23 protein-coding genes are annotated in these 23,650 nt (G+C 74.7%); 15 read left to right on the top strand and 8 right to left on the bottom strand.

What is annotated here, in order from left to right:
* The first annotated feature begins 59 nt into the window (after positions 1-59).
* The 6 genes from pelF to ACZ6ZI_RS37345 all read left to right on the top strand — a co-directional run bounded on the left by pelF (position 60) and on the right by ACZ6ZI_RS37345 (position 6,603).
* Positions 60-1,655 (top strand): GT4 family glycosyltransferase PelF, encoded by a 1,596-nt coding sequence (gene pelF, locus ACZ6ZI_RS37370; RefSeq protein ID WP_469528878.1) that lies wholly within the window; start codon positions 60-62, stop codon positions 1,653-1,655.
* Positions 1,652-3,061 carry a hypothetical protein gene (locus tag ACZ6ZI_RS37365; RefSeq protein ID WP_469528875.1) on the top strand — a complete coding sequence of 470 codons (1,410 nt, stop codon included), beginning with the start codon at positions 1,652-1,654 and terminating at the stop codon, positions 3,059-3,061. The genes pelF and ACZ6ZI_RS37365 overlap by 4 nt, the downstream gene beginning before the upstream one ends.
* A 174-nt stretch (positions 3,062-3,235) precedes the next feature.
* The gene (locus tag ACZ6ZI_RS37360; protein ID WP_469528873.1) at positions 3,236-4,237 is read left to right on the top strand and encodes a GDP-mannose 4,6-dehydratase; all 1,002 of its coding nucleotides are present in this window, start codon (positions 3,236-3,238) and stop codon (positions 4,235-4,237) included.
* 77 nt (positions 4,238-4,314) lie between these two features.
* Entirely contained in the window at positions 4,315-5,028 is a 714-nt protein-coding gene (locus ACZ6ZI_RS37355; protein ID WP_469528872.1) for a nucleotidyltransferase family protein, read from the top strand.
* A 7-nt stretch (positions 5,029-5,035) separates the two neighbouring features.
* Positions 5,036-5,944 (top strand): NAD-dependent epimerase/dehydratase family protein, encoded by a 909-nt coding sequence (locus ACZ6ZI_RS37350; protein ID WP_469528870.1) that lies wholly within the window; start codon positions 5,036-5,038, stop codon positions 5,942-5,944.
* On the top strand, positions 5,941-6,603 hold the full coding sequence (locus ACZ6ZI_RS37345) for a spherulation-specific family 4 protein (RefSeq protein WP_363062267.1): 663 nt from the start codon (positions 5,941-5,943) through the stop codon (positions 6,601-6,603). Before ACZ6ZI_RS37350 ends, ACZ6ZI_RS37345 begins: the two co-directional genes overlap by 4 nt.
* A gap of 34 nt (positions 6,604-6,637) precedes the next feature.
* Here ACZ6ZI_RS37345 and ACZ6ZI_RS37340 read toward each other — a convergent pair whose 3' ends face one another.
* Positions 6,638-7,153, bottom strand: a complete 516-nt coding sequence (locus ACZ6ZI_RS37340; RefSeq protein ID WP_469528868.1) for a universal stress protein — start codon at positions 7,151-7,153, stop codon at positions 6,638-6,640.
* A 320-nt stretch (positions 7,154-7,473) separates the two neighbouring features.
* On the opposite strand from ACZ6ZI_RS37340, the gene ACZ6ZI_RS37335 reads away from it, so the two are divergent.
* Together ACZ6ZI_RS37335 and lysA are read left to right on the top strand one after the other, a co-directional pair.
* The gene (locus tag ACZ6ZI_RS37335; RefSeq protein WP_363062271.1) at positions 7,474-7,812 is read left to right on the top strand and encodes an SAV_915 family protein; all 339 of its coding nucleotides are present in this window, start codon (positions 7,474-7,476) and stop codon (positions 7,810-7,812) included.
* Between the two features lie 11 nt (positions 7,813-7,823).
* Positions 7,824-9,158 (top strand): diaminopimelate decarboxylase, encoded by a 1,335-nt coding sequence (lysA, locus tag ACZ6ZI_RS37330; protein ID WP_469528866.1) that lies wholly within the window; start codon positions 7,824-7,826, stop codon positions 9,156-9,158.
* 218 nt (positions 9,159-9,376) lie between these two features.
* Here the strand turns inward: lysA and ACZ6ZI_RS37325 are convergent, their stop codons facing one another.
* Positions 9,377-9,754 (bottom strand): hypothetical protein, encoded by a 378-nt coding sequence (locus ACZ6ZI_RS37325; RefSeq protein ID WP_469528864.1) that lies wholly within the window; start codon positions 9,752-9,754, stop codon positions 9,377-9,379.
* Positions 9,755-10,005: 251 nt separating this feature from the next.
* Entirely contained in the window at positions 10,006-10,743 is a 738-nt protein-coding gene (locus ACZ6ZI_RS37320; RefSeq protein WP_469528862.1) for a DJ-1/PfpI family protein, read from the bottom strand.
* 293 nt (positions 10,744-11,036) lie between these two features.
* Between ACZ6ZI_RS37320 and ACZ6ZI_RS37315 the strand changes: the two genes are divergently transcribed.
* From ACZ6ZI_RS37315 to ACZ6ZI_RS37295, 5 genes are all read left to right on the top strand, one after another.
* Positions 11,037-11,588, top strand: coding sequence for a GNAT family N-acetyltransferase (locus ACZ6ZI_RS37315; RefSeq protein WP_469528861.1), 552 nt, complete (start codon positions 11,037-11,039; stop codon positions 11,586-11,588).
* Between the two features lie 186 nt (positions 11,589-11,774).
* Entirely contained in the window at positions 11,775-13,265 is a 1,491-nt protein-coding gene (locus ACZ6ZI_RS37310; protein ID WP_469528859.1) for a type III PLP-dependent enzyme domain-containing protein, read from the top strand.
* The gene (locus tag ACZ6ZI_RS37305) at positions 13,262-14,578 is read left to right on the top strand and encodes a pyridoxal-phosphate dependent enzyme (protein WP_469528858.1); all 1,317 of its coding nucleotides are present in this window, start codon (positions 13,262-13,264) and stop codon (positions 14,576-14,578) included. The genes ACZ6ZI_RS37310 and ACZ6ZI_RS37305 overlap by 4 nt, the downstream gene beginning before the upstream one ends.
* 1 nt (position 14,579) lies before the next feature.
* Positions 14,580-15,785, top strand: a complete 1,206-nt coding sequence (locus ACZ6ZI_RS37300) for an aminotransferase class V-fold PLP-dependent enzyme (RefSeq protein WP_469528936.1) — start codon at positions 14,580-14,582, stop codon at positions 15,783-15,785.
* Between the two features lie 55 nt (positions 15,786-15,840).
* On the top strand, positions 15,841-16,596 hold the full coding sequence (locus ACZ6ZI_RS37295) for a class I SAM-dependent methyltransferase (protein ID WP_469528856.1): 756 nt from the start codon (positions 15,841-15,843) through the stop codon (positions 16,594-16,596).
* A 41-nt stretch (positions 16,597-16,637) separates the two neighbouring features.
* On the opposite strand, the gene ACZ6ZI_RS37290 is transcribed toward ACZ6ZI_RS37295, so the two are convergent.
* The 3 genes from ACZ6ZI_RS37290 to ACZ6ZI_RS37280 are packed head-to-tail and all read right to left on the bottom strand — an operon-like array spanning position 16,638 to position 20,243.
* On the bottom strand, positions 16,638-17,777 hold the full coding sequence (locus ACZ6ZI_RS37290) for a bifunctional 2-methylcitrate synthase/citrate synthase (RefSeq protein ID WP_469528854.1): 1,140 nt from the start codon (positions 17,775-17,777) through the stop codon (positions 16,638-16,640).
* Between the two features lie 19 nt (positions 17,778-17,796).
* Entirely contained in the window at positions 17,797-18,702 is a 906-nt protein-coding gene (gene prpB, locus ACZ6ZI_RS37285) for a methylisocitrate lyase (RefSeq protein WP_469528852.1), read from the bottom strand.
* Positions 18,702-20,243, bottom strand: a complete 1,542-nt coding sequence (locus tag ACZ6ZI_RS37280) for an MmgE/PrpD family protein (protein ID WP_469528849.1) — start codon at positions 20,241-20,243, stop codon at positions 18,702-18,704. The genes prpB and ACZ6ZI_RS37280 overlap by 1 nt, the downstream gene beginning before the upstream one ends.
* A gap of 236 nt (positions 20,244-20,479) precedes the next feature.
* Between ACZ6ZI_RS37280 and ACZ6ZI_RS37275 the strand changes: the two genes are divergently transcribed.
* Both ACZ6ZI_RS37275 and ACZ6ZI_RS37270 read left to right on the top strand, forming a co-directional pair.
* Positions 20,480-21,934 carry a short-chain fatty acyl-CoA regulator family protein gene (locus ACZ6ZI_RS37275; protein ID WP_469528846.1) on the top strand — a complete coding sequence of 485 codons (1,455 nt, stop codon included), beginning with the start codon at positions 20,480-20,482 and terminating at the stop codon, positions 21,932-21,934.
* A gap of 171 nt (positions 21,935-22,105) precedes the next feature.
* Complete coding sequence (locus ACZ6ZI_RS37270) at positions 22,106-22,327, top strand: hypothetical protein (RefSeq protein ID WP_469528844.1); 222 nt, start codon at positions 22,106-22,108, stop codon at positions 22,325-22,327.
* 55 nt (positions 22,328-22,382) lie between these two features.
* On the opposite strand, the gene ACZ6ZI_RS37265 is transcribed toward ACZ6ZI_RS37270, so the two are convergent.
* Positions 22,383-22,619: a hypothetical protein gene (locus ACZ6ZI_RS37265; protein ID WP_469528842.1), complete on the bottom strand. Its 237-nt coding sequence runs from the start codon at positions 22,617-22,619 to the stop codon at positions 22,383-22,385.
* A gap of 115 nt (positions 22,620-22,734) precedes the next feature.
* A complete protein-coding gene (locus tag ACZ6ZI_RS37260) occupies positions 22,735-23,520 on the bottom strand; it encodes a DUF4232 domain-containing protein (RefSeq protein ID WP_469528840.1) in 786 nt (261 codons plus the stop codon).
* Between the last annotated feature and the right edge of the window lie 130 nt (positions 23,521-23,650).

Genomic DNA, 23,650 nt, shown 5'->3' with positions numbered 1-23,650 from the left:
CCACCACGCGGCCGGGACCGGTCCGACCCACCCCCACACACCTGCCGTGGAGCACCCGCATGTACGTTCACCACGGCGCGCGACGCCCCGGCGCGACGCGCGTCACCCTGCTCACCGAAGGCACGTATCCCCACAGTCACGGCGGCGTCAGCGTCTGGTGCGACCAACTCGTCCAGGGCATGCCCGACATCGACTTCGAGGTCATCGCGGTCACCGGAACCGGTCGCGAACCCGTGGTCTGGGACCTGCCCGGGCACGTCCTGGGCGTCCGGGCCGTCCCGATGTGGGGCACCCCGCCCGAGGGCCGCGCCCCGCGCGGACGCGCCCACCGACGCCTGTCCGACGCCTACGAACGCTTCGTGACCTCGCTGCTGGACCCGTGCGCCGAGGCCGGCTTCGCGCCCGCGCTCTACACGATGGCGCACGCGGCGGCCGACGGCGCCCTCGGCCCGTTCCTGCGCGGCGACCGCGCCATCGCCGTCCTGTCCGCCGTCTGGAACCGCCCCGGGCTCGCCGTGCGCGAGGCCCGGCCGACCCTGCACGACGCCCTCACCGCGACCTCCCTGCTGGAGCACGCCCTGCGCCCGCTCGCCGCTCCCCCACCGCAACACGGGGTCGCGCACGCCGTCAGCGGCGGCGTCGCCGTCCTGCCCGGACTGGCCGCGCTGGAACGGCACGACGTCCCCCTGCTCCTGACCGAACACGGCGTCTACCTGCGCGAGCGCTACCTGGGCTACCGCACCGCCCCGTACCGCTGGCCGGTGAAGGCCGTCGTCCTCGGCTTCTTCCGGCTGCTGGCCGAGGAGAGCTACCGCCGGGCCGCCCTGATCACCCCCGGCAACCGCTACAACCGGCTGTGGGAGGAGCAGGGCGGCGCCGACCCGCAGTCCATCCGTACCGTCTACAACGGCGTCGACCCCGCCGCCTTCCCGCCCGCCGGGCCGGAACCGGACGTGCCGACGCTCAGCTGGGCCGGCCGGGTCGACCCGATCAAGGACCTCGAAACGCTGATCCGCGCCTTCGCCCTGGTCCGCGAACGCGTACCCGAGGCCCGGCTGCGCCTGTTCGGCGGGACCCCGCGCGGCGGGGAGGCGTACCGCGAGCGCTGCGAGGCGCTGGCCCGCGACCTCGGGCACGCGGACTCCGTCACCTTCGAGGGCCGGGTCGACGACATCAAGGACGCCTACGCCGCGGGCAACGTCGTCATGCTGTCGAGCATCAGCGAAGGCTTCCCCTTCACCCTCATCGAAGCCATGTCCTGCGGGCGGGCGACCGTCTCGACCGACGTGGGAGGGGTGCGGGAGGCGGTCGGCGACGCGGGCCTCGTGGTCCCGCCGCGCGACCCGGCCGCCATGGCCGGCGCCGCCCTGGAACTGCTCGGGGACGCGCGGCGCCGGGCCTCGATGGGCGAGGCGGCGCGGCTGAGGGTCATCGAGCAGTTCACCCTGCGCCAGACCATCGACACCTTCCGCTCCATCTACCTGGAACTGCCCGAACTCGACCGCGCGGCACGCCTGGCGCGGGTCCCGGCGGCCTCCGCCGGCACCGTCGGCGTGCGCGGCGTACCGGCGTCGGTCGGGCCGGTGCCCGCCGGCGGGGTCCTCACCGGGACCGGGACCGGCGGCGGCGCCGGAGCGGGGAGTCTGGCCGGATGAGCGGGCCGATGTCACTCGAACCCGGCGGGTCCAACCAGGACACGCTGACGCTGCGGCTGGCCGACACCCGGCGGGCACCGCGACACCAGCGCACCGACGCCACCCTCACCCTGCGGCTGCCCTCCTTCGGACCGAACGAGGAGGAGGTCAGCCGGCTCGCCGCCGAACTGGCCGACCGCGTCGGCCCGGCCGTCCACCCCTACGAGGTGGCCGCGCTGCTGGAGGCGGACGGCCTTTCGGCCGACGTGATCCGGGAACGGTACGGGCACCCGAACATCTTCTCCCTGGCGGCCGCGTTGTTCGAGCGGGTGCCCCGGGTCTTCGTCGAACCCTCCAAGGGGCCCGACCCGTGGCGACCGGACCACGTGCGATGCCTGCTGCGCGGGGTGCTGTTCGCCCTGCCCGGCCTGGCGTACCTGTTGACGGCGCCGCTGTGGAACCCGGGCCGGCACGCCGGCGCGCTGGTCGTCGCCGGCATCGTCTCCTGGGCCTGGGGACAGGCCCTCGGACACCGGGCCTACCTGCGCATGGTGACCGGCCGTCGGGAGGCGGGCCGCACCCTGCTGGTGGGAGCCCCGGTCGGGGCCCTGTGCGCCACCGCCGCCGCGGCGGTGCCCGCCGGGGGCGGGCCGGTGATCTGGGCGGCGGCCGCGCAGTCCCTCTACCTCGCCGCGGCCGGCGTCCTGCTGGTGCTGGGCCGCGAGCGCCTGCTGCTGGCGGCGCTCACCCCGTTGATCGCCGGCGGGGCCGTCCTGCCGTGGTGGGAGCCGGGGCCGGTGATCCGTACGGGGCTCCCCGTCCTCGCGCTCCTCGCGACGCTGGGGGCGGCCGCCCGGTCGCTGCGCGCCGCCCACGCCGCCCCTGCGGCGGCCGACGCGGGCCCCCGGCCCCGGCTGTCGCGCTCCCTGCCGTACGGCCTGTTCGGCCTGGCGGCGGCGGTGCTGGTGCTGCTGGAGGGGCGGCAGGAACCGTACGCGGTGATCGCCCTCACCGTGAGCATGGGGCCGGCCGAATGGCTGCTGTACCGCTTCCGGGGACTGTCCGTCACCGCGCTCGGTGCGGCGGCCACACCCGTCGGGTTCCTGCTGAGGTCGGCCGGGGTGCTCGCGCTGTGCCTGTCGGCGTACGTGGTGCTCCTGCTGCCCGTGGCCCTGCTGACGGGCGCCGCCCCGGTCGCGCTGCTCGCGCTCGCGGCGACCCTGTGGACCGCGCTGCTGCTCCAGGCCTTCGGGGTGGCCTGGCCGCCGGCCGTCATCTGTACGGCGGCGGCGGGCGGGGCCGGCGCGGTCACGGCGCTCGGCCTGGCGCCGGGCCCGACGGTCCTGCCACTGGCCTTCGGTCCGGCGGCGCTGCTGCTGGCGGGCTGTGCGCTGTGGATCCTCGGGCGGCCGGCCCGACACACCTGACGGCCGGCCGGGGAGCGTCCACCCGCTCCCCGCTTCCGTCCCCGCTTTCCTCTTCGCCCCCGCTCGTCACCGTTCGTTCCGTTCATTGTCGTTCGTCATCGTTCGTCGTTGTTCGTGCTTGTTTCCGCCCCTCGTCCCCGGACGCGGGTCCCATCCACCAGAAGGGCAAGGCAGTTGACTTCCGCACCGCTCGCCGCCGTCACGGGAGCCGAGGGCTTCATCGGTTCCCACCTCACCGAGGCCCTGGTCGCCCGCGGCTACCGCGTCCGGGCCATGGCCCAGTACAACTCCTTCTCCTCCTACGGGTGGTTGGAGACCCTGGCGCCGGACGTCCTCGACCAGGTCGAGATCGTCCTCGGTGACGTCCGCGACCCCGGCTCCGTCCGCGGCCTGCTCGAAGGCGCCGAGGCCGCCTACCACCTGGCCGCGCTCATCGCCATCCCCTACTCGTACCGGGCGCCGCACAGCTACGTCGACACCAACGTCACCGGCACCCTGAACGTGCTGGAGGCCGTCCGTTCCCTCGGCACGCCCCGCCTGGTGCACACCTCCACCAGCGAGACGTACGGGACCGCGCAGACCGTCCCGATCACCGAGGACCACCCCATCAACACCCAGTCCCCGTACGCCGCCTCGAAGGCCGGCGGGGACCGGCTGGCCGACAGCTACCACGCGAGCTTCGAGACCCCCGTGGTGACGCTGCGCCCGTTCAACACCTACGGGCCGCGCCAGTCCATGCGGGCGGTGATCCCCACCGTGATCGGCCAGGTGGCAGCCGGAGAACGCGTCATCACCCTCGGCGACCTGCGGCCCACTCGCGACTTCAGCTACGTCAAGGACACCGCCCAGGCCTTCCTCGCCGTCGGCACCGCCCCCGCGGAACGGGTGGTGGGGCGGACGTTCAACTCCGGTACCGGCGGCGAGATCTCCGTCGCGGACCTGGTCGGCCTGATCGGCAAGGTCATGGACGCCCCGATCGAGGTCCGCGAGGACGACGCGCGCCTGCGCCCGCCGGCCTCCGAGGTGATGCGCCTGGTCGCCGACGCGAGCCGGCTCGTCGAGGCCACCGGGTGGCAGCCGGCGCACACGCTGGAGCAGGGCCTCGCGCACACCGTCGAGTTCTTCCGCGACCCGGCCAACCTGAGCCGCTACAAGACCGGCATCTACAACATCTGACCCCCACGCGTTCCGCCGACGTTCACCCACGACCCACGTCACTCGAAGTCCCCCCACGCGACCAAGGAGGAGACCCCATGTACGCAGTGATCCTGGCGGGCGGCAAGGGCGTTCGGCTGCGGCCCTACACCACGGCCCTGCCCAAGCCGCTCGTGCCCATCGGCGACCAGCACGCCATCCTGGAGATCGTGCTGCGCCAGCTCTCGCGGGCCGGCTTCACCCGCTGCACCATCGCCATCGGCCACCTCGGGGAGATCATCCGGGCCTACGTCGGCGACGGCTCGCAGTGGGGCATGAGCATCGACTACGCCACCGAGGAGAGCCCCCTCGGCACCATCGGCCCGCTGTTGAACCTGCGCGACCGGCTCCCCGAGAACTTCCTCGTGATGAACGGCGACGTCCTCACCGACCTCGACTACGCCGACGTCCTGCGCAGCCACGAGGCCTCGGGGGCGCCCCTGACCATCGCGACCTACCCCCGCAAGGTGCACATCGACTTCGGCGTGCTGACCACCGACGCCAGTCGCGTGATCGGCTTCACCGAGAAGCCGAGCATGGACTACCACGTCTCGATGGGCGTGTACGGTCTGAGCCGGGCCACCCTGGACGGCTACACCCCCGGCCTGCCGCTCGGCTTCGACGAACTCGTCCTGGACCTGCTGCGCAGTCAGAACCTGCCCCACTCCTACGCGTTCGACGGCTACTGGCTCGACATAGGCCGCCCCGACGACTACGACCGGGCCAACGCCGAGTTCACCACCCGCAAGTCCCTGCTGCTCAAGGGAGCCTGAGCACGTCATGCGCATTCTCGTCCTGGGCCGTACCGGCTACCTGGGCGCTCACGTCGTCGACCACCTGCGCGCCCTCCCGGGCGCGCGGGTGTTCGACGGCGGTCGCTCACCCGCCGCGGACTTCGGCCTCGACCTCGCCGCCGACCGTCCCGAGCGGCTGGCGGACACCCTGGCCGCGGCGGCGCCCGACGCCGTGGTCAACTGCGCGGGCGCGACCGGCGGCGACGCCGTGACGCTCGCCGAGGTCAACGCCCGCGGTCCCGCCGCGCTGTGCGCCGCGCTGCGCGAGGCGGCGCCCGCCGCGCGCCTGGTCCACCTGGGTTCGGCCGCCGAGTACGGGCCCGGCGAACCGGACACCCGGGTGGCCGAGTGGGCCGCCACCCGCCCGGTCACCCCGTACGGGGCGACGAAACTCGCCGGTACCGTCGCGGTGGCCTCCTCGGGGCTCGACGGGGTGGTCCTGCGGGTGGGCAACCCGGTGGGGCCCGGCGCCCCGCCGACCGGGCTGCCGGGCCGGATCGCGGCCCTGCTGCGCGAGGCCGGCCCGGATCCGGAGGCGGTGCTCCGGCTGGGCGACCTGTCCGCGCACCGGGACTTCGTCGACGTGCGCGACGTCGCCCGGGCGGTTGCGCTCGCGGTGACCGCGCCGGGGCCGCTGCCGCCCGTACTGAACATCGGCGCCGGTCGGGCCGTGCCGGTCCGCGAGCTGGTGCGGGTCCTGGCCGCGCGGGCGGGCTTCCGGGGCCGGATCGAGGAGGCAGCCGGCGGGTCGGCCCGCTCGGCCCAGGTGTCGTGGCAGTGCTCCGACATCACGGCCGCCGAGGAGGCCCTCGGCTGGCGCCCGGCCCACGGCCTCGACGACACGCTCGCCACGCTGTGGGCGGCGACCGCCGCGGGAGGAACCGGGAGCCCATGAGCCTGCTCGTTCCGCTGTACGTGCACCCCGCCGAGGACCCCGGAGCCTGGCACCGCCTGATCACGGGCGCCGCCGCCACGTACGGGGTGGTGCTCAATCCGGCCGACGGGCCGGGCGCGCGCCCCGATCCGGCGTTCGCCGCGGCGGCCTCGGCTCTGCGTACGGCGGGCGCGCGGCTGTTGGCGTACGTGGACACCGACTACGGGTCCCGCGGGCAGGCCGAGATCATCCAGGAGATGTGCCGCTACCGGGAGTGGTACGGGGCCGACGGCTGTTTCCTCGACCGGGTGACGGCGACGCGGGAGGGACTGGCCGGCTGTCGCCGGCTGGTCCGGTCGTTGCGCCGGCTCGGGGTGACGACCGTGGTGTTGAACCCGGGGGTCCACCCGACGGCCGGCTACGTCCGGCTCGCCGACCTCACCGTCACCTTCGAGGGGCACTGGTCGACGTACGTCTCGGCGTTCACGCGGCCGTCGTGGACGGGCCGGCTCCCGCCCGAGCGGTTCTGCCACCTCGTCTACGGGGTGCCCGAGGCCCTGGTCCCGCTGGCCGTCCGCACCGCGCGCGAGCGGGGCGCGGCGGTCTCGGGGCCGGTGACCGGCGAACTGCCCAACCCCTGGAACCGGTTGACCCCGGCCCTGGACGCGGCGGACCGGTAGCCGGCGCGCGGGGCGGTCCGCGCGGGCGGGGCGCTCACCCCGTCAGGTCCGCGACGTTCAGCGGTCGACGCCGGCCGCCCCGCCGGTGCACGGCCTCCAGGTCGGCCTGGAGCGGGCTGTGCGGCACCGCGAGGACCGGGCACGGGGCGTGGGCGAGGCAGTAGCGCGACACCGACGGGCACAGGGCCCGCAGCAGCGGCGTACGGGACCCCGTGCCGACGACGAGCAGGTCGCCGGGGTCGCGGACGGTGTCGACGAGCGCCGCGCCCGGGGTTCCCCGGACCGCGAGGCCGGCCAGGGTCACGCCCGGCGGGCCGTCGCCGAAGGCGGTGCGCAGGATCTCGCGCAGCCGTCGGACGGCCCCCTCGCGGCAGCCCGTCAACAGCGGGGTCCCGCCGCCACCCCGGCCGCCCGGACCGCCGAGGGGTGGCTGCCAGGCCAATACGACCCACAGTTCGGCGTCCCTCGTTCGGGCCTCTTCCGCCGCCCGGTGCAGGGCCGTGAGGCTCCCGAGGGATCCGCACGTACCCGCCACCACCCGTCCTCGCACGGCTGCCCCGCCCTCCTGTCGTCCGCCCGCCCCACTTCGGCGTTCGCGGCCCATGGAACGACGCGGGAGGGATGCCCGGCAGCCGCCTTGACGGTCCTCTGACGCCGGGGGCCCGGACCCGTACGCTTCCCTGACGCGGGCGCCGGCCGGCGGCCCGCCGGCCGTCAGCGACGTGTATGGACTCGGCCGATCCGCGTCAAGGTCGCGTCAGGGGGCGGCGCGCGGGACGCGGGGGCGGGGATAGCTTCGGTGACGCGCTCCGACCGCCTCCCCGCGACCGGAGCGCCGACCATCGTCCGCGGTTCCCCAGGGAGAGCCCCATGTGTCTGTTCCGGTACGAAGAAGACCCCGAGCCCGAAGAACGGATCCCGGCCGGGCTGCTGTACGTGCCCGTCCGGCCGGGAGACGGGAGCGGGGCGGTGATCCGCCTGTTCCGCACGCCGCTGGGCGCGCGGACGGCCGTCGGGTTCACCCGCAGGGAGCGGCTCACGGCCACCCTCGGCGAGCGGCAGGGGTGCGTGCGCTTGTCGGAGGCGTTGCTGCGGGAGCTGTGCGAGCCGCTGGGCGCGCGGCTGATCACCGTCGATCCGACGCTGTCGGCTCCCGCGGCCGCTCCGACGGCCGTGCGGTCGGACCGGCTCACCGTCCACAGCGTCTGAGGGGGGCCGTCATGACCGTGACCGCAGCCTCGGAGACGCGCGCGGACGCCGACGACCTGTCCGTCTGGCCGGCCTCGGCGCGCCGGCTGCCGCAGGGCGGTCTCGCCGTCGGCGGGGTGTCCCTCGCCGAGATCGCCGACCGGTTCGAGACCCCGGTGTACGTGCTGGACGAGGGCGAGGTGCGGGCCCGCTGCCGCACCTACCGGGACGCCTTCCCGGACGCCGACGTGTTGTACGCCGCCAAGGCCTTCCTGTCCCGGGCCATGGTCCGCTGGATCGACGAGGAGGGGCTCGGGCTGGACGTGTGCTCGGCGGGCGAGCTCGAACTCGCCGTGACGGCGGGCTTCCCGGCGGAGCGCGTGCTGCTGCACGGCAACGCCAAGTCGCCGCACGACGTGGAGGCGGCGCTGCGGCTCGGGGTGGGCCGGATCGTCATCGACAGCCCGTCCGAGATCGCCCGGCTCGCCGCGGCGGTGGGGACCGGCGGCCCGCAGAAGGTGATGGTGCGGGTGGTGCCGGGCATCATGGCCGGCGGGCACGAGAAGATCCGTACGGGCACCGACGACCAGAAGTTCGGGCTGTCCCTGACGGACGGGTCCGCGCAGCACGCCATCGCCCGGATCCTGAGCCAACCGCGGCTCGAACTGACGGGCCTGCACTGCCACATCGGTTCGCAGATCACCGAGGTCAAACCGTACGTGGCCGCCGTGCGGCGCATGGTGGGGCTGATGGCCCGCGTCCGCGACGCGCACGGGGTGGTGCTGTCCGAGCTGGACATGGGCGGCGGCCACGGCGTCGCGTACCGTCCCGGCGAGGCGGCGCTGGACCTGACCGCGCTGGCCCGCCGGCTGCGTGCCGAGTTGGTGGCGAGCTGCGCGGCGGCGGGTCTCGCCGTGCCGAGGCTGGCGATCGAGCCGGGCCGGGCGGTCGTGGGGCCGGCGGGGGTGGCCCTGTACCGGGTGCTCGCGGTGAAGCGCGGCGCCGCGCGGACGTTCGTCGCCGTGGACGGGGGCATGAGCGACAACCCCCGCCCGGCCCTGTACGGGGTGCGCTACGCGCCCCGGCTCGTCGGCCGCCGCTCCGCCGCCGAGCCGTGCGCGGCCACGGTGGTGGGCCGGCACTGCGAGGCGGGCGACGTCCTCGCCGCGGACGTGTCGCTGCCCGAGGACGTCCGGCCCGGGGACCTGCTGGCCGTACCGGTGTCGGGCGCGTACCAGCTGTCGATGGCCTCGGGCTACAACATGGTCGGCCGGCCCCCGGTGGTGGCGGTGGACGGCGGCACGGCCCGGCTGCTGGTGCGGCGCGAAACCCTTCAGGACTTCCGCAGCCGGGACGTCGGCGACTAGGGCGTGTTTGAAAGTGGTGCACGATGGGGTCAACCGCGTACCGATCGAAAGAAGCCTCGTGGTTGACCCCGTGCTGAAGCACGCCCTGCGTCATCTCCGCTCGGTGAAGTCGCGGCAGCCGTCCGATGCCGACTTCGTCGAGTTCGCTGACTGGCGGGAGAGGATCGCTGAGGCCCTGGACGCGTTGGCCGGTGCGCTGGTCTTCAAGGAGGACCGGCTCAGGGCCAGAGCCGAGGCAACCGCGGCGCGGGAGGAGGCCGCAGAGGTCCGACGCCGGGGTGGGATCGGGGCTGGCGAGCGCTGATTCCGCGGGCGGCCATCCAGATGGTGAGGTCGCGGGCGATGTCGTTGATGCTGGTCGAGGTGGTGACCTCGTGCTCGTTGCGGGTGGTGTCGCGGCGGACGATCTCGTAGCCGTCTTCGTCCAGCATGGCCACTGAGGCGAACCAGACGGGGTCGTCCTCATCAGGTTGGACGACCACGAAGGTGTTGTCGGAGTCGTTGAGGTCGCTGATCAGCATGAACAGCGCGTCCTCGGACGGGTCGTCGACGCGGTCGCCGTTCTCGCTGTCGGCGCCGTAGTACCGGGCACCCATCTGTACGATCTCCCCTCGCCCCGTTCAACCTGACCGCGGTCAGCATGGCATGCGGGGCCGACGCCCCCGGCAGTCACAGCCACTCACCGATCACGGCGATCAGGACGGTGGCCTCGAAGCGGAGGGCGGGGCCGCGCCGCGCGCCCTCGACGGACCGGGGCCGCCTGTCCGGGCGCCGGCCGCCGCGGGGTGCGGACCTCGGCCCGGGGCGGCCGTGCGCGGTACCCGCGCCGCGATCCGCCGGGGCCGGGCTACGCTCGGCCGGGGCGGGTCCACACGGTGCCGCGGGCCTCGTACTCCAGCATGGCCTCCACCCCGAGCGCGGCGTCCGCGCCCAGCTCGCGGCGGACGAGCCACAGCGCGAGCTCCAGGCCGGAGGTGATGCCCCCGGCGGTCACGAGGTCGCCGTCGTCCACCACGCGGGCGTTCTTCACGAGGCCGCCCCGGGCCCCGAGGTCGGGGCGCGCCTTGTGGTGGGTGGTGCAGGGGCGGTTCGTGGTCAGACCGGCGGCGGACAGCAGCATGACGCCGGTGCAGAGCCCGGCGAGGGTGAGGCCGCGGCGGGGCGCCGCGGCCAGCTCGCGGGGGAGCGTGCCCTGGGCGATCTCGGCCCACACGCCGGGGGCGTCGCGGCGCGCGTAGCCGCCGCCGGGCACCACGACGACGTCCGCCGAGCGCGGGGACCAGCCGTGTTCGACCTCGATCCGGGTCCCGTACGCGGCCCGTACGGCGCCCGGGCCGGCGCAGGACACGTAGCGGACGTCGACCTCGCGGTCGGTGAAGAACCGGGCGGCGGAGAAGACCTCGTACGGGGCGGCGAAGTCGAGTTCCTCGACTCCGTCGAACATGACGACGTGCACGCGCAGCGGCCCGCCCTTCGCGGTCTCGGCCCGGGGCGGCGCCGCCCCGGCCGGCGCGGTGGCGGCCCCCGTCACCGCGGCGGCGGCGCCGAGGGCGGTGGAGGCGCGCAGCAGGTCCCTACGGTTCATCGGCTCGTCCTGTCCTGGTGGTGGCGGTGGTGGCGGTGGTCCCGGTGGTGTCGGCCGCGGTGGTGGCGGTGGCGGCGCTCCGGTCCGCGCGCGTGACCGGCGAGGCGGTCCACGAGGGTGGTCGGGGCGGTGGACGGGGCGGTTCCCGGCGCGCGTTGTGGGCCGCGCCACAGCCGACGCCACACCCGGCGCCACGGGCCGCGGCCCAGCCGGCGCGCGGCCGGGAAACAGCCGGGGAAACGGCCCGGAGGCGGCGTCCTGACGCGCGCGGCCGTCTCTGGCAGGGTGGGTGCGTGAGCATCGAGCACACGCCCGCCTTCCTGGAGATCCGCCGGCCGCGGGAGATGACGGCGCGACTGCGCGAGGCCCTGGTCGACTGCTGGGTCAGGGTCGTCAACTCCGGGGGCGCCGTCATCCACGGCGCCTTCCCCATGCCGCCGGTCAGCACGGCACAGGGCGAGGCGGTCGCCGACCTGCTGATCGGCGGGCTCGACCCGCGGCTGCACCGCCTGCTGATCGCCACCCTCGACGGCAGGCCGGTCGGTTGGTTGGCCGTGAGCCGCGATCCGCATCCCCTCGTCGCGCACCACGGCGTGGTCAACCACGTGCAGACCCACCCGGACTTCCGCGGGCGCGGCATCGGCGCGGCGCTGATGGGACGGGTCCGCGAGCTCGCCCGGGACGGGATGGGGCTGGAGCAGCTGCACCTCACCGTCCGGGCGGGCCTGGGGCTGGAGGAGTTCTACGGGCGTCTGGGATGGCGGGAGATCGGACGGTGGCCCGGCGCGCTGCGCGTGGCGCCGGGTGACGACCGTGACGAGATCCTGATGTTCCTGGCCCTGTGAGGCGCCCCCGGAGCCTCCTCCCCAGTCCCCCTCGCCTCCTTCGGTCCCGTGGGTCTCCCCCTCACCGCGCGGGCCCGGCGCGTTTCGGTCGTCTCCCGTCGACACGCGTCCGGACCGGGCCGACCGGGCATGATCAGGAACGCGCCGGACATCGTCGTACGATCAGCCCGCCGGGAGGACAGCTGGATGAGCACCGGCCCCCTTTACCTGGAACCCCGGTTGGCCCCGCGGCTCGCGGCGCTGCTGGGCGCGGCTCCGTTCCTGCACATGCTCGTGGACGCCCTCGGCTCGCCCCTCAACGTCCTCGTACCCGACCAGATCGCGGAGAACGCCGAGGGCTTCCGCTCCGTCTACCGGCGCCACCACCTGGGCGGGCGGATCCACTTCGCCCACAAGGCCAACCGTTCCCGCTCCCTCGTGCGGCGCCTCACCACCACGGACGCCGCGCTCGACGTGGCCTCCCTCGGCGAGCTGCGGCACGCCCTCGGCGACGGTTTCACCGCGGACCGCGTCATGGCGACCGGTCCCAAGGACCCGGCCTTCCTGTGGTTGGCCGCGCGCACGGGCGTCACCCTGAACGCCGACGGGCCCGAGGAGCTGGAGGCGGCGGCCGCGCTCGTGCGCCGCCACGACCTGCCCCGCCTGCGGGTCGTGCCGCGCCTGGCGGAGTTCGAGGCCTCGGGGCCGCGGGTGCTGTCCCGGCGGAGCCGCTTCGGTACCTCCGTGAAGGCCCTGGGGCCCCTGCTGGACCTGCTCGAACGCCACCGCGACCACCTCGAACCGGTCGGCGTCGCGTACCACCTCGACACGACGGGCGCGGACGAGAAGGCCATCGCCCTCGAAGGCTGTCTGCGCGCCATGGACGACCTGCGGCTACGGGGGTTCCAGCCGCGCGCCGTCGACATCGGCGGCGGTTTCGGCGTCGACTACCTCGCGCACGGCGCCCAGTGGGACCGCTACACGAGCGAGCTGGCCGCCGCCGTGATGGGTCGGCGCCCGCCCCTGACCTGGGGCGGTCACGGCTACGGGCTGCACGCCGAGGGCGGTACGCTGCGCGGCGCCCTGAGCCTGTATCCGGCCCACCGGCCGGTCGCCGGCGCCGCCTACCTCGACGAGCTGCTGTCGCGCCCGGCCCCCACGCTGGGCCGCGCGTTGGGCACCCTGCTGCTGGAGAGCCTCTACGACCTGCACACGGAGCCGGGGAGGGCCCTGGCCGACCAGTGCGGCCTGTCCCTGGCCCGGGTCCTGGAGGTACGCGCCTCGGACGCGGGCCCGGCGCTCGTACGCCTGGCGATGAACGCGAACGACGTGGCGCTGGAGGACCACGGGATCCTGGTGGACCCGATCCTCCTGCCGCGCGGGCAGGAGGCGGCGGGGCCCTCGGAGCCGGTCGGCGTCCACCTCATGGGCAACCTCTGCCTGGAGTCCGACCTGATCACCCGCCGGACGGTGTTCCTGCCGCGGCCGGCGCGGCCGGGCGACCTGCTCGCCTTCGTCAACACGGCCGGCTACTGCATGGACTTCGGGGCCACCCGGGCCCAGGGGCAGCCGGTGGCGCGCAAGGTGGCCGTCCGGCGGGAGGGCGCGGCCGGGGCCGAGGGGGCGGCGCTCGGCGGCTGGCACTGGTGTCTGGACGAGGAGTACTGGCCGATCAACGATCCGGGGGGACGGGCATGAGGTACGACAGCATCACCGAGGCCATCGGCAACACCCCGCTGGTCCGCATCGATCCCGAGGTGCACGGGCTGCGCCACATCGACCTCTACGCGAAGCTCGAAATGCTCAACCCCTTCGGCTCGGTGAAGGACCGCGCCGCGTGGAACATGGCCCGGTCCGCCCTGCCGGGAGCGCGGGAGCGCGGCGAGACGATCGTCGAGCTGTCCAGCGGCAACACGGCCAAGGCGTTGGCCGTGATCGCGGGCATGCACGGGCTGTCCTTCAAGAGCGTCACCAACCGGATGCGCGTCCCGGAGGTCAAGGACCTGCTCCTGCTGCTGGGCGCCGAGATCGAGGAGCTGCCGGGGCGCAGCGAGTGTCTGGACCCGATGGACACCGAGGACCCGCTGACCCTCTTCCACCGGGAACTGAACCGGGGTGGCGCCCACCTGCACACCGACCAGTACTTCAACGCGCTCAACACCGAGGCGCACGCGACGGGCACGGGCCCGGAGATCGTGGCGGACCTCGACGGCCGGGCCCCCGACTGGTTCCTGGCCTGCGTCGGCACGGCGGGCTCGTCCGGCGGGGTGGCCCGGGCGCTGCGCGCGCACGACCCTCGGGTGCGCGTCGTCGGGCTGGTGGGGGAGAAGTCCGACTTCATCCCCGGGATCCGCACCATCGACGAGGTCCACGAGGTCGGCCTCTTCGACCCGGCGGCGTACGACGCGATCGAGGCGGTCGGCTCCGACGAGGCCATCGAGGGCATGCTCACCCTCGTGCGGCGCTGCGGCATCCTCGCCGGGCCCACGGGGGGCGCCGCGTACCACGGCGCGGTGCGTCATCTGCGGCCCCTGGACGCCGGTTCGACGGAGCGTCGGACGGCGGTGTTCATCGTCTGCGACCGGGTGGAGAGCTACCTCGGCTACGTCAAGCAGCGCCGCCCGGACCTGCTGGGCCGCCCGCACGCACGGAACTCGCCGGCCTCGGTGACCGCCGAGGAGGTGGGGGCCGCGCAGGTCGTCGAACCGGCGGGGGCGCGCAAGTGGATCGCGGCGGAGCGGCCGCTCGTGATCGACCTGCGCAGCCCCTTCGCCTACGCGGCGCTGCACATCGACGGGTCGGTGAACATCGTCGACGAGCTGTTCGAGGAACTCGTCCGGGGTGGGCTGCCGTTCGGCAGGCGGCAGCCGGTCCTGCTGGCCTGTCCGGTCGGGGAGCAGTCGGCGCGCTTCGCCGCCCTGCTGACCCGGATGGGCCATCCCGACGTGCGCAGCCTCGCGGGCGGGATCATCGCCTGGAGGGACGCGGGCGCCCCGCTGGTGCGTGATTGAGGTGGGCGCCGCCCGTCCGCAGGACACCCTGGAGACGCTGCGGTCGTGGCAGCTCGCGCTGCGCGCCCAGTTCCCGATCATCGCGGCCGACCCGGGGTCGGCGTACCTGGACAGCGCGGCCACCTCGCAGAAGCCGCAGGCCGTGCTGGACGCCGTACAGGGATACCTGACGCGCTCCAACGCCAACGTGGGGCGCGGCTCGTATCCGTGGGCCAACGCCACGACGGCGCTGGTGGAGCGGGCCCGCGAGCGGGTCAAGGAGTTCCTGGGCGACCCCCGCCCGGACCGGTCGTCGACGCATTTCACGAGCGGGGCGACCGAAGGGCTGCGCAGCGTGGCCCGGGACTGGTTGGCGGAGCTGCTGGTCGACGGGGACGAGATCGTCGTCCCGTTCGCCGATCACGAGGCGAACCTCGCGCCGTGGCGGGAGGTGGCGGAGCTGCTCGCCCGGCGCGGGGTCGGGATCCGGGTGCGGGAGCTGCCCCGCCAGGCGGGTTCCGGGGACTACGATCCGGTGGCGCTCGCGGCCGCGGTGGGCCCGCGCACCCGCTTCGTGGCGGCCACGCACGTGCACCACGTCTACGGCTCCGACATGAACGTGCACCGGATCCGCGAGGTGGTCGGTCCGGGGGTGCCGATCTGCCTCGACGCCGCGCAGAGCGTCGGCCACCTGCCGCTGTCCGTCGCCGAACTCGACGTGGACTTCGTGGTGTTCTCGGGGCACAAGGCGTTGGCGTTGCCCGGGTCCGGAGCGATCTGGTCCCGGGGCGCGCGGGGTCCGGCTTTCCGCCCCGGGGGTTGGGCGGGCACCCCGAACACGGTGGGCATCGTGAGCCTGACGGCGGCCTTCGACTGGCTCGACGCGGCCGGCACGGAGCGGATCGAGGCGTGGACGGTGGCCCTGGCGGCCCTGCTGACGGACGGGCTGAGCGGGTTGGACGCGTACGAGGTGCTCGGCTGCCGCTCCAGCCTGACGGCCCGTTCCGAGGTCCAACGGCGTCGCAGCATCGTGGCGTTCCGGCACCGGGCGATCTCCTCCGGCGATCTCGGGTTCATCCTGCACAGCCACGGGTTCATGGTGCGCTCCGACAGCCACTGCCAGGCGGGCGCGAAGGAGTCGGACGGGTCGGTGCGGGTGAGCCTGCACGTCCACAACACGCGTGAGGAGATCGAGAAGCTGCTCGCCACCCTCGCCAGTCTGCAATGATTTTCATGTGGAGTTCGGGGCCGCGGGAGCGGCGAGAGCACGGGCGGACGGGAACATGGACGTGGGCACGGTGGCGGCCGGCCGGTGGGTGGAGCGCTGGGAGCGACAGCAGCAGCGCTACGCGATCGACCGCGAGGAACGGTTCACCGTCATCTCCGACGTGGTCGAGCGCGTGACGGAGGACCGCGCCGGCCCCCTCCTGCTCGACCTGGGGTGCGGGCCGGGGTCGCTGGCGGCCCGCCTGGCACGACGCATGCCCGCCGCCGAGGTGGTGGGCGTCGACGCCGATCCGCTGTTGCTGGAACTGGGGCGGGCGCACCACGGCGGCGCCCTGCGGTTCGTCGAGGCCTCGATCGGGGAGCCGGGCTGGCTGGACGCCCTCGCCCTGGACCGCCCCGTGGACGCCGCCGTCTCGACGACGGCCCTGCACTACCTCGGGGAGGCCGCCCTGCGACGCACGTACGGGGAGCTGGCGGAGCGGATCCGGCCGGGCGGGGTCCTCGTCAACGGCGACCACCTGGAGCCGGACTCCCCCAAGGTGCACGAACTGGCCGTCGACATCGGCCGGCGGCGGGCGGAGCGGCGACAGGCGCTCGCGCACGAGGACTGGGAGTCCTGGTGGTCGGGCGTCCGGGCCGATCCCGAACTGGATCCGCTGCTCGCCGCGCGGGGCCGCCACTCCCACCCCCGTTGCGAGGGCAACGACCTGACCCTCACGGCCCACCTCGCGCTGCTGCGGGAGGCGGGGTTCGAGCACGTGGGCACGGTCTGGCAGTTCGGCAACAGCCACGTGGTCGTCGCGGTCCGCTAAGGGGAGCGCCGACGGGGCCCGACCTCGTCGCGGTGGGGAGGTCAGCGGCCGGGGGCCGGCAGGGGGCGCTGCGCGGGGCCCGTGTAGGAGCCGAGGGGGCGGATGAGGGCGTTGTGCTCCAGTTGCTCGATGACGTGCGCGGTCCAGCCGGTGACCCGGCTCATCACGAACAGCGGGGTGAAGGCGGGGGTGTCGAACCCCATGAGGTGGTAGGCGAGCCCGGCCGGGTAGTCGAGGTTCGGGTGGATGCCCTTGCGGTCGAGCACGGCCTGCCGGAGCTCGGCGTGCAGGGCCGCCAGACGGGCCGTGTCGGGGTCGGCGGCGCGGGCGACGAGCCGGTCGGTGGCCTCCTGCATGAGGGGGACGCGGGAGTCGCCGTGTTTGTAGACGCGGTGCCCGAAGCCCATGATCCTGCGCCGGGCCGCGAGGGCCTCCTCCAGCCACTCCCCCGCCCGCCCGGGGGATCCGATCTCCTCCAGCATGCGCATCACGGCCTCGTTGGCCCCTCCGTGGAGCGGCCCCTTGAGGGCTCCGATGGCCGCGGTGACCGCGCTGTAGAGGTCGGAGAGGGTGGAGGTGACCACGCGTGCCGTGAAGGTCGAGGCATTGAAGCTGTGCTCGGCGTAGAGGATGAGGGAGATCTCGAAGCAGCGCACCACCTCCGGGGCGGGGACCTCTCCGAAGCACATGTGGAAGAAGTTCTCGGCGTAGCCGAGGGCGGGGTCCGGCTGGATCGGGGGCAGACCCCGCCGGCGGCGGTGGTCGGCGGCCGCGACGACGGGCAGGCGGGCGAACAGGGTGAGGGCCTTGGCCCGGTTCGCGTCGGCGCTGCCGTCGCCCTCGGCCGGGTCCTCGGCGCCGAGGAGGCTGACGGCGGTGCGCAGGACGTCCATCGGGTGGCAGGTCCGCGGGAGTCGGGCGAGGAGTTCGGCGGTGCTGCGGGCCGGCGGGCGCAGGGCCCGTTCCGCGGCCCGGAAGGCGCCCAGTTCGGCGGGGTCGGGCAGTTCCCCGTACCAGAGCAGGTAGGCGACCTCCTCGAACGAGCGGTGGGAGGCGAGGTCCTGGACCGGATAGCCGCGGTAGGTGAGGGAGTTGGTCTCCCGGATGACGGTGGAGATGGCGGTGGTGTCGACGAAGACACCGGTCAGGCCCCGGTGGATCTCGGGCGTGGTGGTGGTCATGACGGGCCTCCGGTGCGGGTCAGGTTCCGGGCGGGAGCGTGAAGTCAAGGACGGCCGAGTCGAAGGCGGCGTAGTCCCGGTAGCCGAGCACCTCGTAGAGCCGGGAGCGGGTCTGCATGCGGGACAGCAGGGACTGTTGGGTGCCCTCGGCGGCGAGGGTGCGCAGCCCGTCCTCGACCGCGCCCATCGCGAGGCGGAAGAGGGTGACGGGGTAGAGCGCGATGTTGTAGCCGAGGTCCTCCAGGGTGCGCGCGTCGAGGAGGGGACCCTTGCCGAACTCGGTCATGTTCGCGAGGAGGGGGACGTCGACGGCCCTGCGGAAGGCCTCGAACTCGGCCTCGTCGGCCAGGGCTTCGGGGAAGACGGCGTCCGCGCCGGCGTCCACGTACGCCTTCGCCCGGTCGATCGCCGCCGCCAGTCCTTCGACGGCGCGGGCGTCGGTGCGGGCCATGAGGAGGAAGTCGGGGTCGCGGCGGGCCTCGGCGGCCGCCCGCAGCCGGCGGGCCATCTCCTCCCGGGTCACGACGGCCTTGCCGTCGAGGTGGCCGCACCGCTTCGGGTTGACCTGGTCCTCCAGGTGGAGTCCGGCCAGACCGGCGTCCTCCATGAGCTGGAGGGTGCGCGCGGCGTTCATCGGCTCGCCGAAGCCGGTGTCGGCGTCGACGAGGACGGGCAGGTCGGTGACGCGGGTGATCTGCCGGGCGCGGTCGGCGACCTCGGTCGCGGTGGTCAGGCCGATGTCGGGCAGGGCCAGTTCCGCGGCGAGCACCGCCCCGGAGAGGTAGGCGGCGTCGAAGCCGGCCTCCTGGATGAGCCGTGCGCTGTACGGGTTGATCGCGCCGGGCATCCGCAGCAGCCGCCCGCCGGACAGCGCCGCGCGGAACTCCCGGCGGCGCGAGGCGGGGGTGGTGTGGGTGTGCAGCATCAGAACAGGCCCTTCGGCAGTGCGGCGTCGTGCGCGGCGACGGCCCGCGCGTCCACGACCGGGAAGAGGGCGGCCAGGGTGTCGGGGGCGGGCCCCGGGCGGCGGCCCGCCCGCTCGGCCAGTGCGTCCGCGGCCTCCAGGAAGCGGACCTGGTCGGCGGGGGTGACGAGGCCGTCGGTCAGGGTGCGGAACTTCGCGGTGTAGCCGGCGCGGTCGAACGGGCGCGCCCCGGCGGGGTGGGCGTCGGCCACCGCGAGGGAGTCCTCGACGACGGCGCCGTCCTCCAGGGTGATCACGGCCCGGCCGCCGAAGGCGCGGCGGGCGGGGTCGGGGTGGTGGTAGCGGCGGGTCCACTCGGGGTCCTCGACGGTGGAGATCCTCCGCCACAGTTCCACGGTGCTCGCCCGCCGGGCGCGCTCGGGGGCGTAGGAGCGCTCGTGGTGCCAGGCGCCGTCCTCCAGGGCGACGGCGAGGATGTACGGGACCGAGTGGTCGAGGGTCTCGCGGCCGGCCGCCGGGTCGTACTTCTGCGGGTCGCCGGAGCCGGAGCCGATGACGTCGTGGGTGTGCCGGCTCGTGTGCAGGACGATCGAGCGGACCCGCTCCGGCGGGCCGACCTTCGCGCGCAGCCGCAGCGCCAGGTCGATGACGGCCTGCGCCTGGTACTCGGCGGAGTACTCCTTGGTGTAGGTGTCGAGGATGGCCCGCCGCGGTTCGTCGGGGCCCGGCAGGGGGACGGTGTAGGAGGCGTCGGGTCCGTCGAGCATCCGGGCGAGGAAGCCGTCCTCGCCCTCGTAGATCGGTGAGGGGGATCCCTCGCCGCGCATGGCCCGGTCGACCGCCTCGACGGCGGCCTTGCCGGCGAAGGCCGGGGCGAACGCCTTCCAGCTGGAGATCTCGCCCTTGCGGGACTGCCGGGTCGCGGTGGTGGTGTGCACCGCCTGTTGGACGGCCTGGTAGGTGGTGGCGGTGTCCAGTCGCAGCAGCGCGCCGAGGCCGCAGGCGGTCGCCGCGCCGAGGTGGGCGACGTGGTCGACGCGGTGTTCGTGCAGGCAGATGCCCTTGACGAGGGCGACGTGGACCTCATAGGCCGTGATGATCGCGCGCAGCAGGTCCGCGCCGGTGCGCCCGGTGTGCTGGGCGACGGCGAGGAGCGGGGGGATGTTGTCGCCGGGGTGGGAGTAGTCGGCGGCGAGGAAGGTGTCGTGGAAGTCCAGCTCGCGGACGGCGGTTCCGTTGGCCCAGGCCGCCCATTCCGGTGACACGCGGGTGTCGGAGGCGACCCCGAAGACCGAGGCGCCGGCGCGGGAGCGGTGGGCGAGGGCCTGGGAGCGGGCGACGGCCACGGGGCGGCGGCGCAGCGAGGCGACGGCCACGGCGGCGTTGTCGATGATCCGGTTGATCGCCATCGCGGTGGTGCGGGGTTCCAGGTCGGCGGCGTCGGGGGTGTGGGTGGCCACGGCGGCGAGCTTCCAGGCGAGCTGCCCTTCGCGGGGCAGGCGGTCCGCGCTGGGGTGGACGCGTACGGGGTGGTCGATCACGGGGCTCCTCGCGACGTGCGGCGGATGCGGCTGCGGATGCGGCTGCGGCTGCGACTCTGACGTGGATGCAGCCGCGGATGCGGTGTACGGCACGAGTCTTCCCCGGGCGCACCCCGCGCGCGACGGCTCCAACCTGCGTAATCCATCCATGTCGGGGCTGCGAATCTGCGAATCCTGCGAAAGGTGCGGATGCTACCTTCACAAAAACGGTGCGGAGAGGGGAGCCGTCGATCCGCATGGGACGCCCTGCCGGACGGAAGATCTACGCCCACGCCAAGCTGCGCAGACTGCGCCGCGAGCGGGGCATGAACCAGGTCGAACTGGCCCGCGCCCTGGGCCTGTCCACCAGCTACCTGAACCAGATCGAGCACAGCCGACGTCCGCTCACGGCTCCCGTGCTGGTGCGGATCGCCGAGGTCTTCGGGGTCGACCCGGAGTTCTTCTCCGAGGCCGGCGAGGAGCGGCTGGCCACCGACCTGCGCGCGGCGCTCGGGGACGAGGCGTGCGGGGCCGGTGTCGCGCCGGAGGAGATCGCCGATGTGGCCCGCGACCATCCGGACGTGGCCCGGGCGCTCGTGGCCCTCCACCGGCGCTACCGTGACGCCTCCGAGCGCGTCGTCGCCCTGGCCCCGCCCGAGGACCGCGCGGCGGCGACCCTGTTGCCCGCGGAACCGCACGACGAGGTGCGGGACTTCTTCTACGCGCACCACAACCACTTCGCGGCACTGGACTCCGCGGCCGAGCGGACCGCCGAGGCGATGGGGACGCACGGGGTCGCGCGGGCCGCGGACGCGCTCGCCGAACGGCTGGCGTCCCGGCACGGCGTCCGGGTGATCCGGGCGGCGCCGGAACGGTCGGCCGAGGCGCGCCGCTTCGACGCGGGCTCGGGGCTGTTGTTCCTGTCGCCGTGGCTGAGCGAGGGGCAGCGGGCCTTCCAGATGGCCACCCAGCTCGCGCTGTTGGAGCACGCGCGGCTGCTGGAGGAACCGGTGCGCGCCGCCGTCCTGTCCTCCGCGCAGGCGGAGGGCCTCGCCCGGATCGGGTTGGCCAACTACTTCGCGGGCGCGCTCCTGATGCCGTACGCCGCCTTCCACGCGGCCGCCGAGGAACTCCGCTACGACATCGAGCTGTTGCGGGCCCGCTTCGGCGTGGGCTTCGAGACCGTCTGCCACCGCCTGAGCACGCTCCAGCGCACCGGCCGGCGCGGGGTGCCGTTCTCCTTCCTGCGCGCGGACCGCGCGGGCAACATCTCCAAGCGGCAGTCCGCGACCGACTTCCACTTCTCCCGCCTGGGCGGCACCTGCCCGCTGTGGACCGTCTACGAGGCCTTCTCCGCCCCCGGTCGCATCCTCACGCAGGTCGCCGAGATGCCCGACGGGAAGAAGTACTTCTGGATCGCCCGCACCGTCACCCGCGGCGGCTACGGTCACGACGCGCCCCGGGCCGACTTCGCGGTGGCGCTGGGCTGCGAGCTGCGTCACGCGCCGCGGCTGGTCTACGCCGGGGGCATCGCCCTGCACGACCCGCGCGCCGGCACGCCCATCGGCCTGGGCTGTCGGATCTGCGAGCGCCGTGACTGCGCCCAGCGGGCCGCGCCCCCGGCCGGCGGCACCCTCGCGGTGGATCCGGACCTGCGCACGCACGTGCCCTACCCGGTGGTCGCCGACCCGGCCGCCGCCGACCGCCGCTGACCCGGATCCCCACCGGTGTCCCTCGGGGCGGGGGCGGCGGGGCGTGCGCGGCGCGGCCCCCGCGCGGCGGGGCGTGCCGGCCGGGACGCATGGGTGGGGCCGGGCCGGGCAGGTGCCGGGAAAGCGGGCGCGACGGGGCCGACCCGTGGCCGCGGCGAGGTGGTGAGACCCATGTCCCAGTGCAAGATCCCCGACTACCGCACCGGCCACCGCGGCCGGCACTGGACGCACGCCCTGCGGGCGGCCCAACGGGCCGGGGCGGTGATCGTCACCGACGACACCCGCGAGCCGGTCACCTACGACCCCGACTCGACCGGTCCGGGGCGCTTCCGGCCCTGGACCACCACCGCCGGAACCCGCCACGACAGCCACGACGTCCACCCCGAGTGGTGACGCCGCCCACGCGCGCCTTCGGGGCGGGCGGCGGGGGCCGGGGCCGGGTGGGCCGTCAGTGCGGGTGCCAGTGGTACTTCCCGCCGCCGACCCACCTGACCTCGGCCGGGTCGTCGAGGTCGTGGAGGGTGATCCCGGCGGCCGCGGCCGTCAGGATCACGTCCGTCATGGACCGGGCGGTGCCCACCACCTCGCCGTCGATCTCCACGATGCGAAACGGCGGGTCCTCGGGGTGTACGCCGAGTACGGTGACCCGCGCCGGGGGGACGTAGGGAATCGCGCCTTCGGTCATGCCTGGCCCTCCTCCGCGTGCACGCGGACCGCGCCCGCCGCGTTGCCTCCAGTCTGCGCCCCGTCGGCGCCGGCGCGCCCGCCCGCGCGGCGCCCGCCCGCGCCGCGCCCGCCGCTCAGCGTTCGATCGCGTCCGCGACGTCCTGCTGCCAGTAGGTGACCTCCAGGGAGCTGTCGTAGTAGAGGCCCGCCGCCGGCAGGGCGGGGGTGGCCGAGGCGCCGCCGCTGCTGTGGGGGGTCGTCCCCTGGAAGGCGACGGTGAGCCGGCGCCCGGTCGTCCCGCCCTCCCCGCTGCCGTCGGCCGCCGACAGCCGGGCTCCCGCGTAGCCCGACTCGCCGGGTGCCAGGGAGACCACGGCCTGGGGCTGGGTGTCCTTGCGCGCGGTCGGCGCCCACTGCATCTCGTCGAAGCGGAGGACGGGGTGGTAGGTCAGGTCGCAGGTCTTCGAGCCGGTGTTCCTCACCGTGATCAGCATGTGGTTGAGCGGTCGGGGGACCGGCTGGACGGTGACGGCGGTGTTGGAACCGTTGCACAGGACGCGGCCGCCCGCGGCGGCCTGGTCCGAGGGCGCCTTCGCGTCCGCCGTGCCGGAACCGGCCTGTGCGCCGCCGCCCGTCTTCGCCCCGCCGGTCGCGGTGGCGGAGCCCGCGGCCGGGGTGGCGGACGCGCCCTGCCCGCCCGTCTGGGCACCGGGGGTGGCGCTCGCGGCGGGCGAGCCGGCGGCCTCGGGGGCGGGCGCGGCCCCGTTGTCCTTGAGGCCCGTACCGTCCTGGCAGGCGGTGAGGGCCAGCGCGGCGAGGGCCGCGGCGACGGCGCCGGCGAGGCGGCGCGAGGACCGGACACGGGAGGTGCGGGCGCTGCCCGTGGTGGGGGTGGTACGGGCGGTGCGGAACGCGGACATGGCTGATCGCCTCTCAGGTGGCGTGCCCCGACGGCCGGTCGGAGCCGGTGTTCGGGAGCGGTGTGCTTGGATTGGCTCCAGCCTGGGCGGTGATCCGTCCCAGCCGCCACATCCGAGGGGCCATCAGGGA

The organism is Streptomyces sp. NPDC103540 (assembly GCF_055584445.1).
The sequence above is the reverse complement of the archived record's forward strand: the minus strand, read 5'-3'. Positions and strand labels throughout refer to the sequence as shown.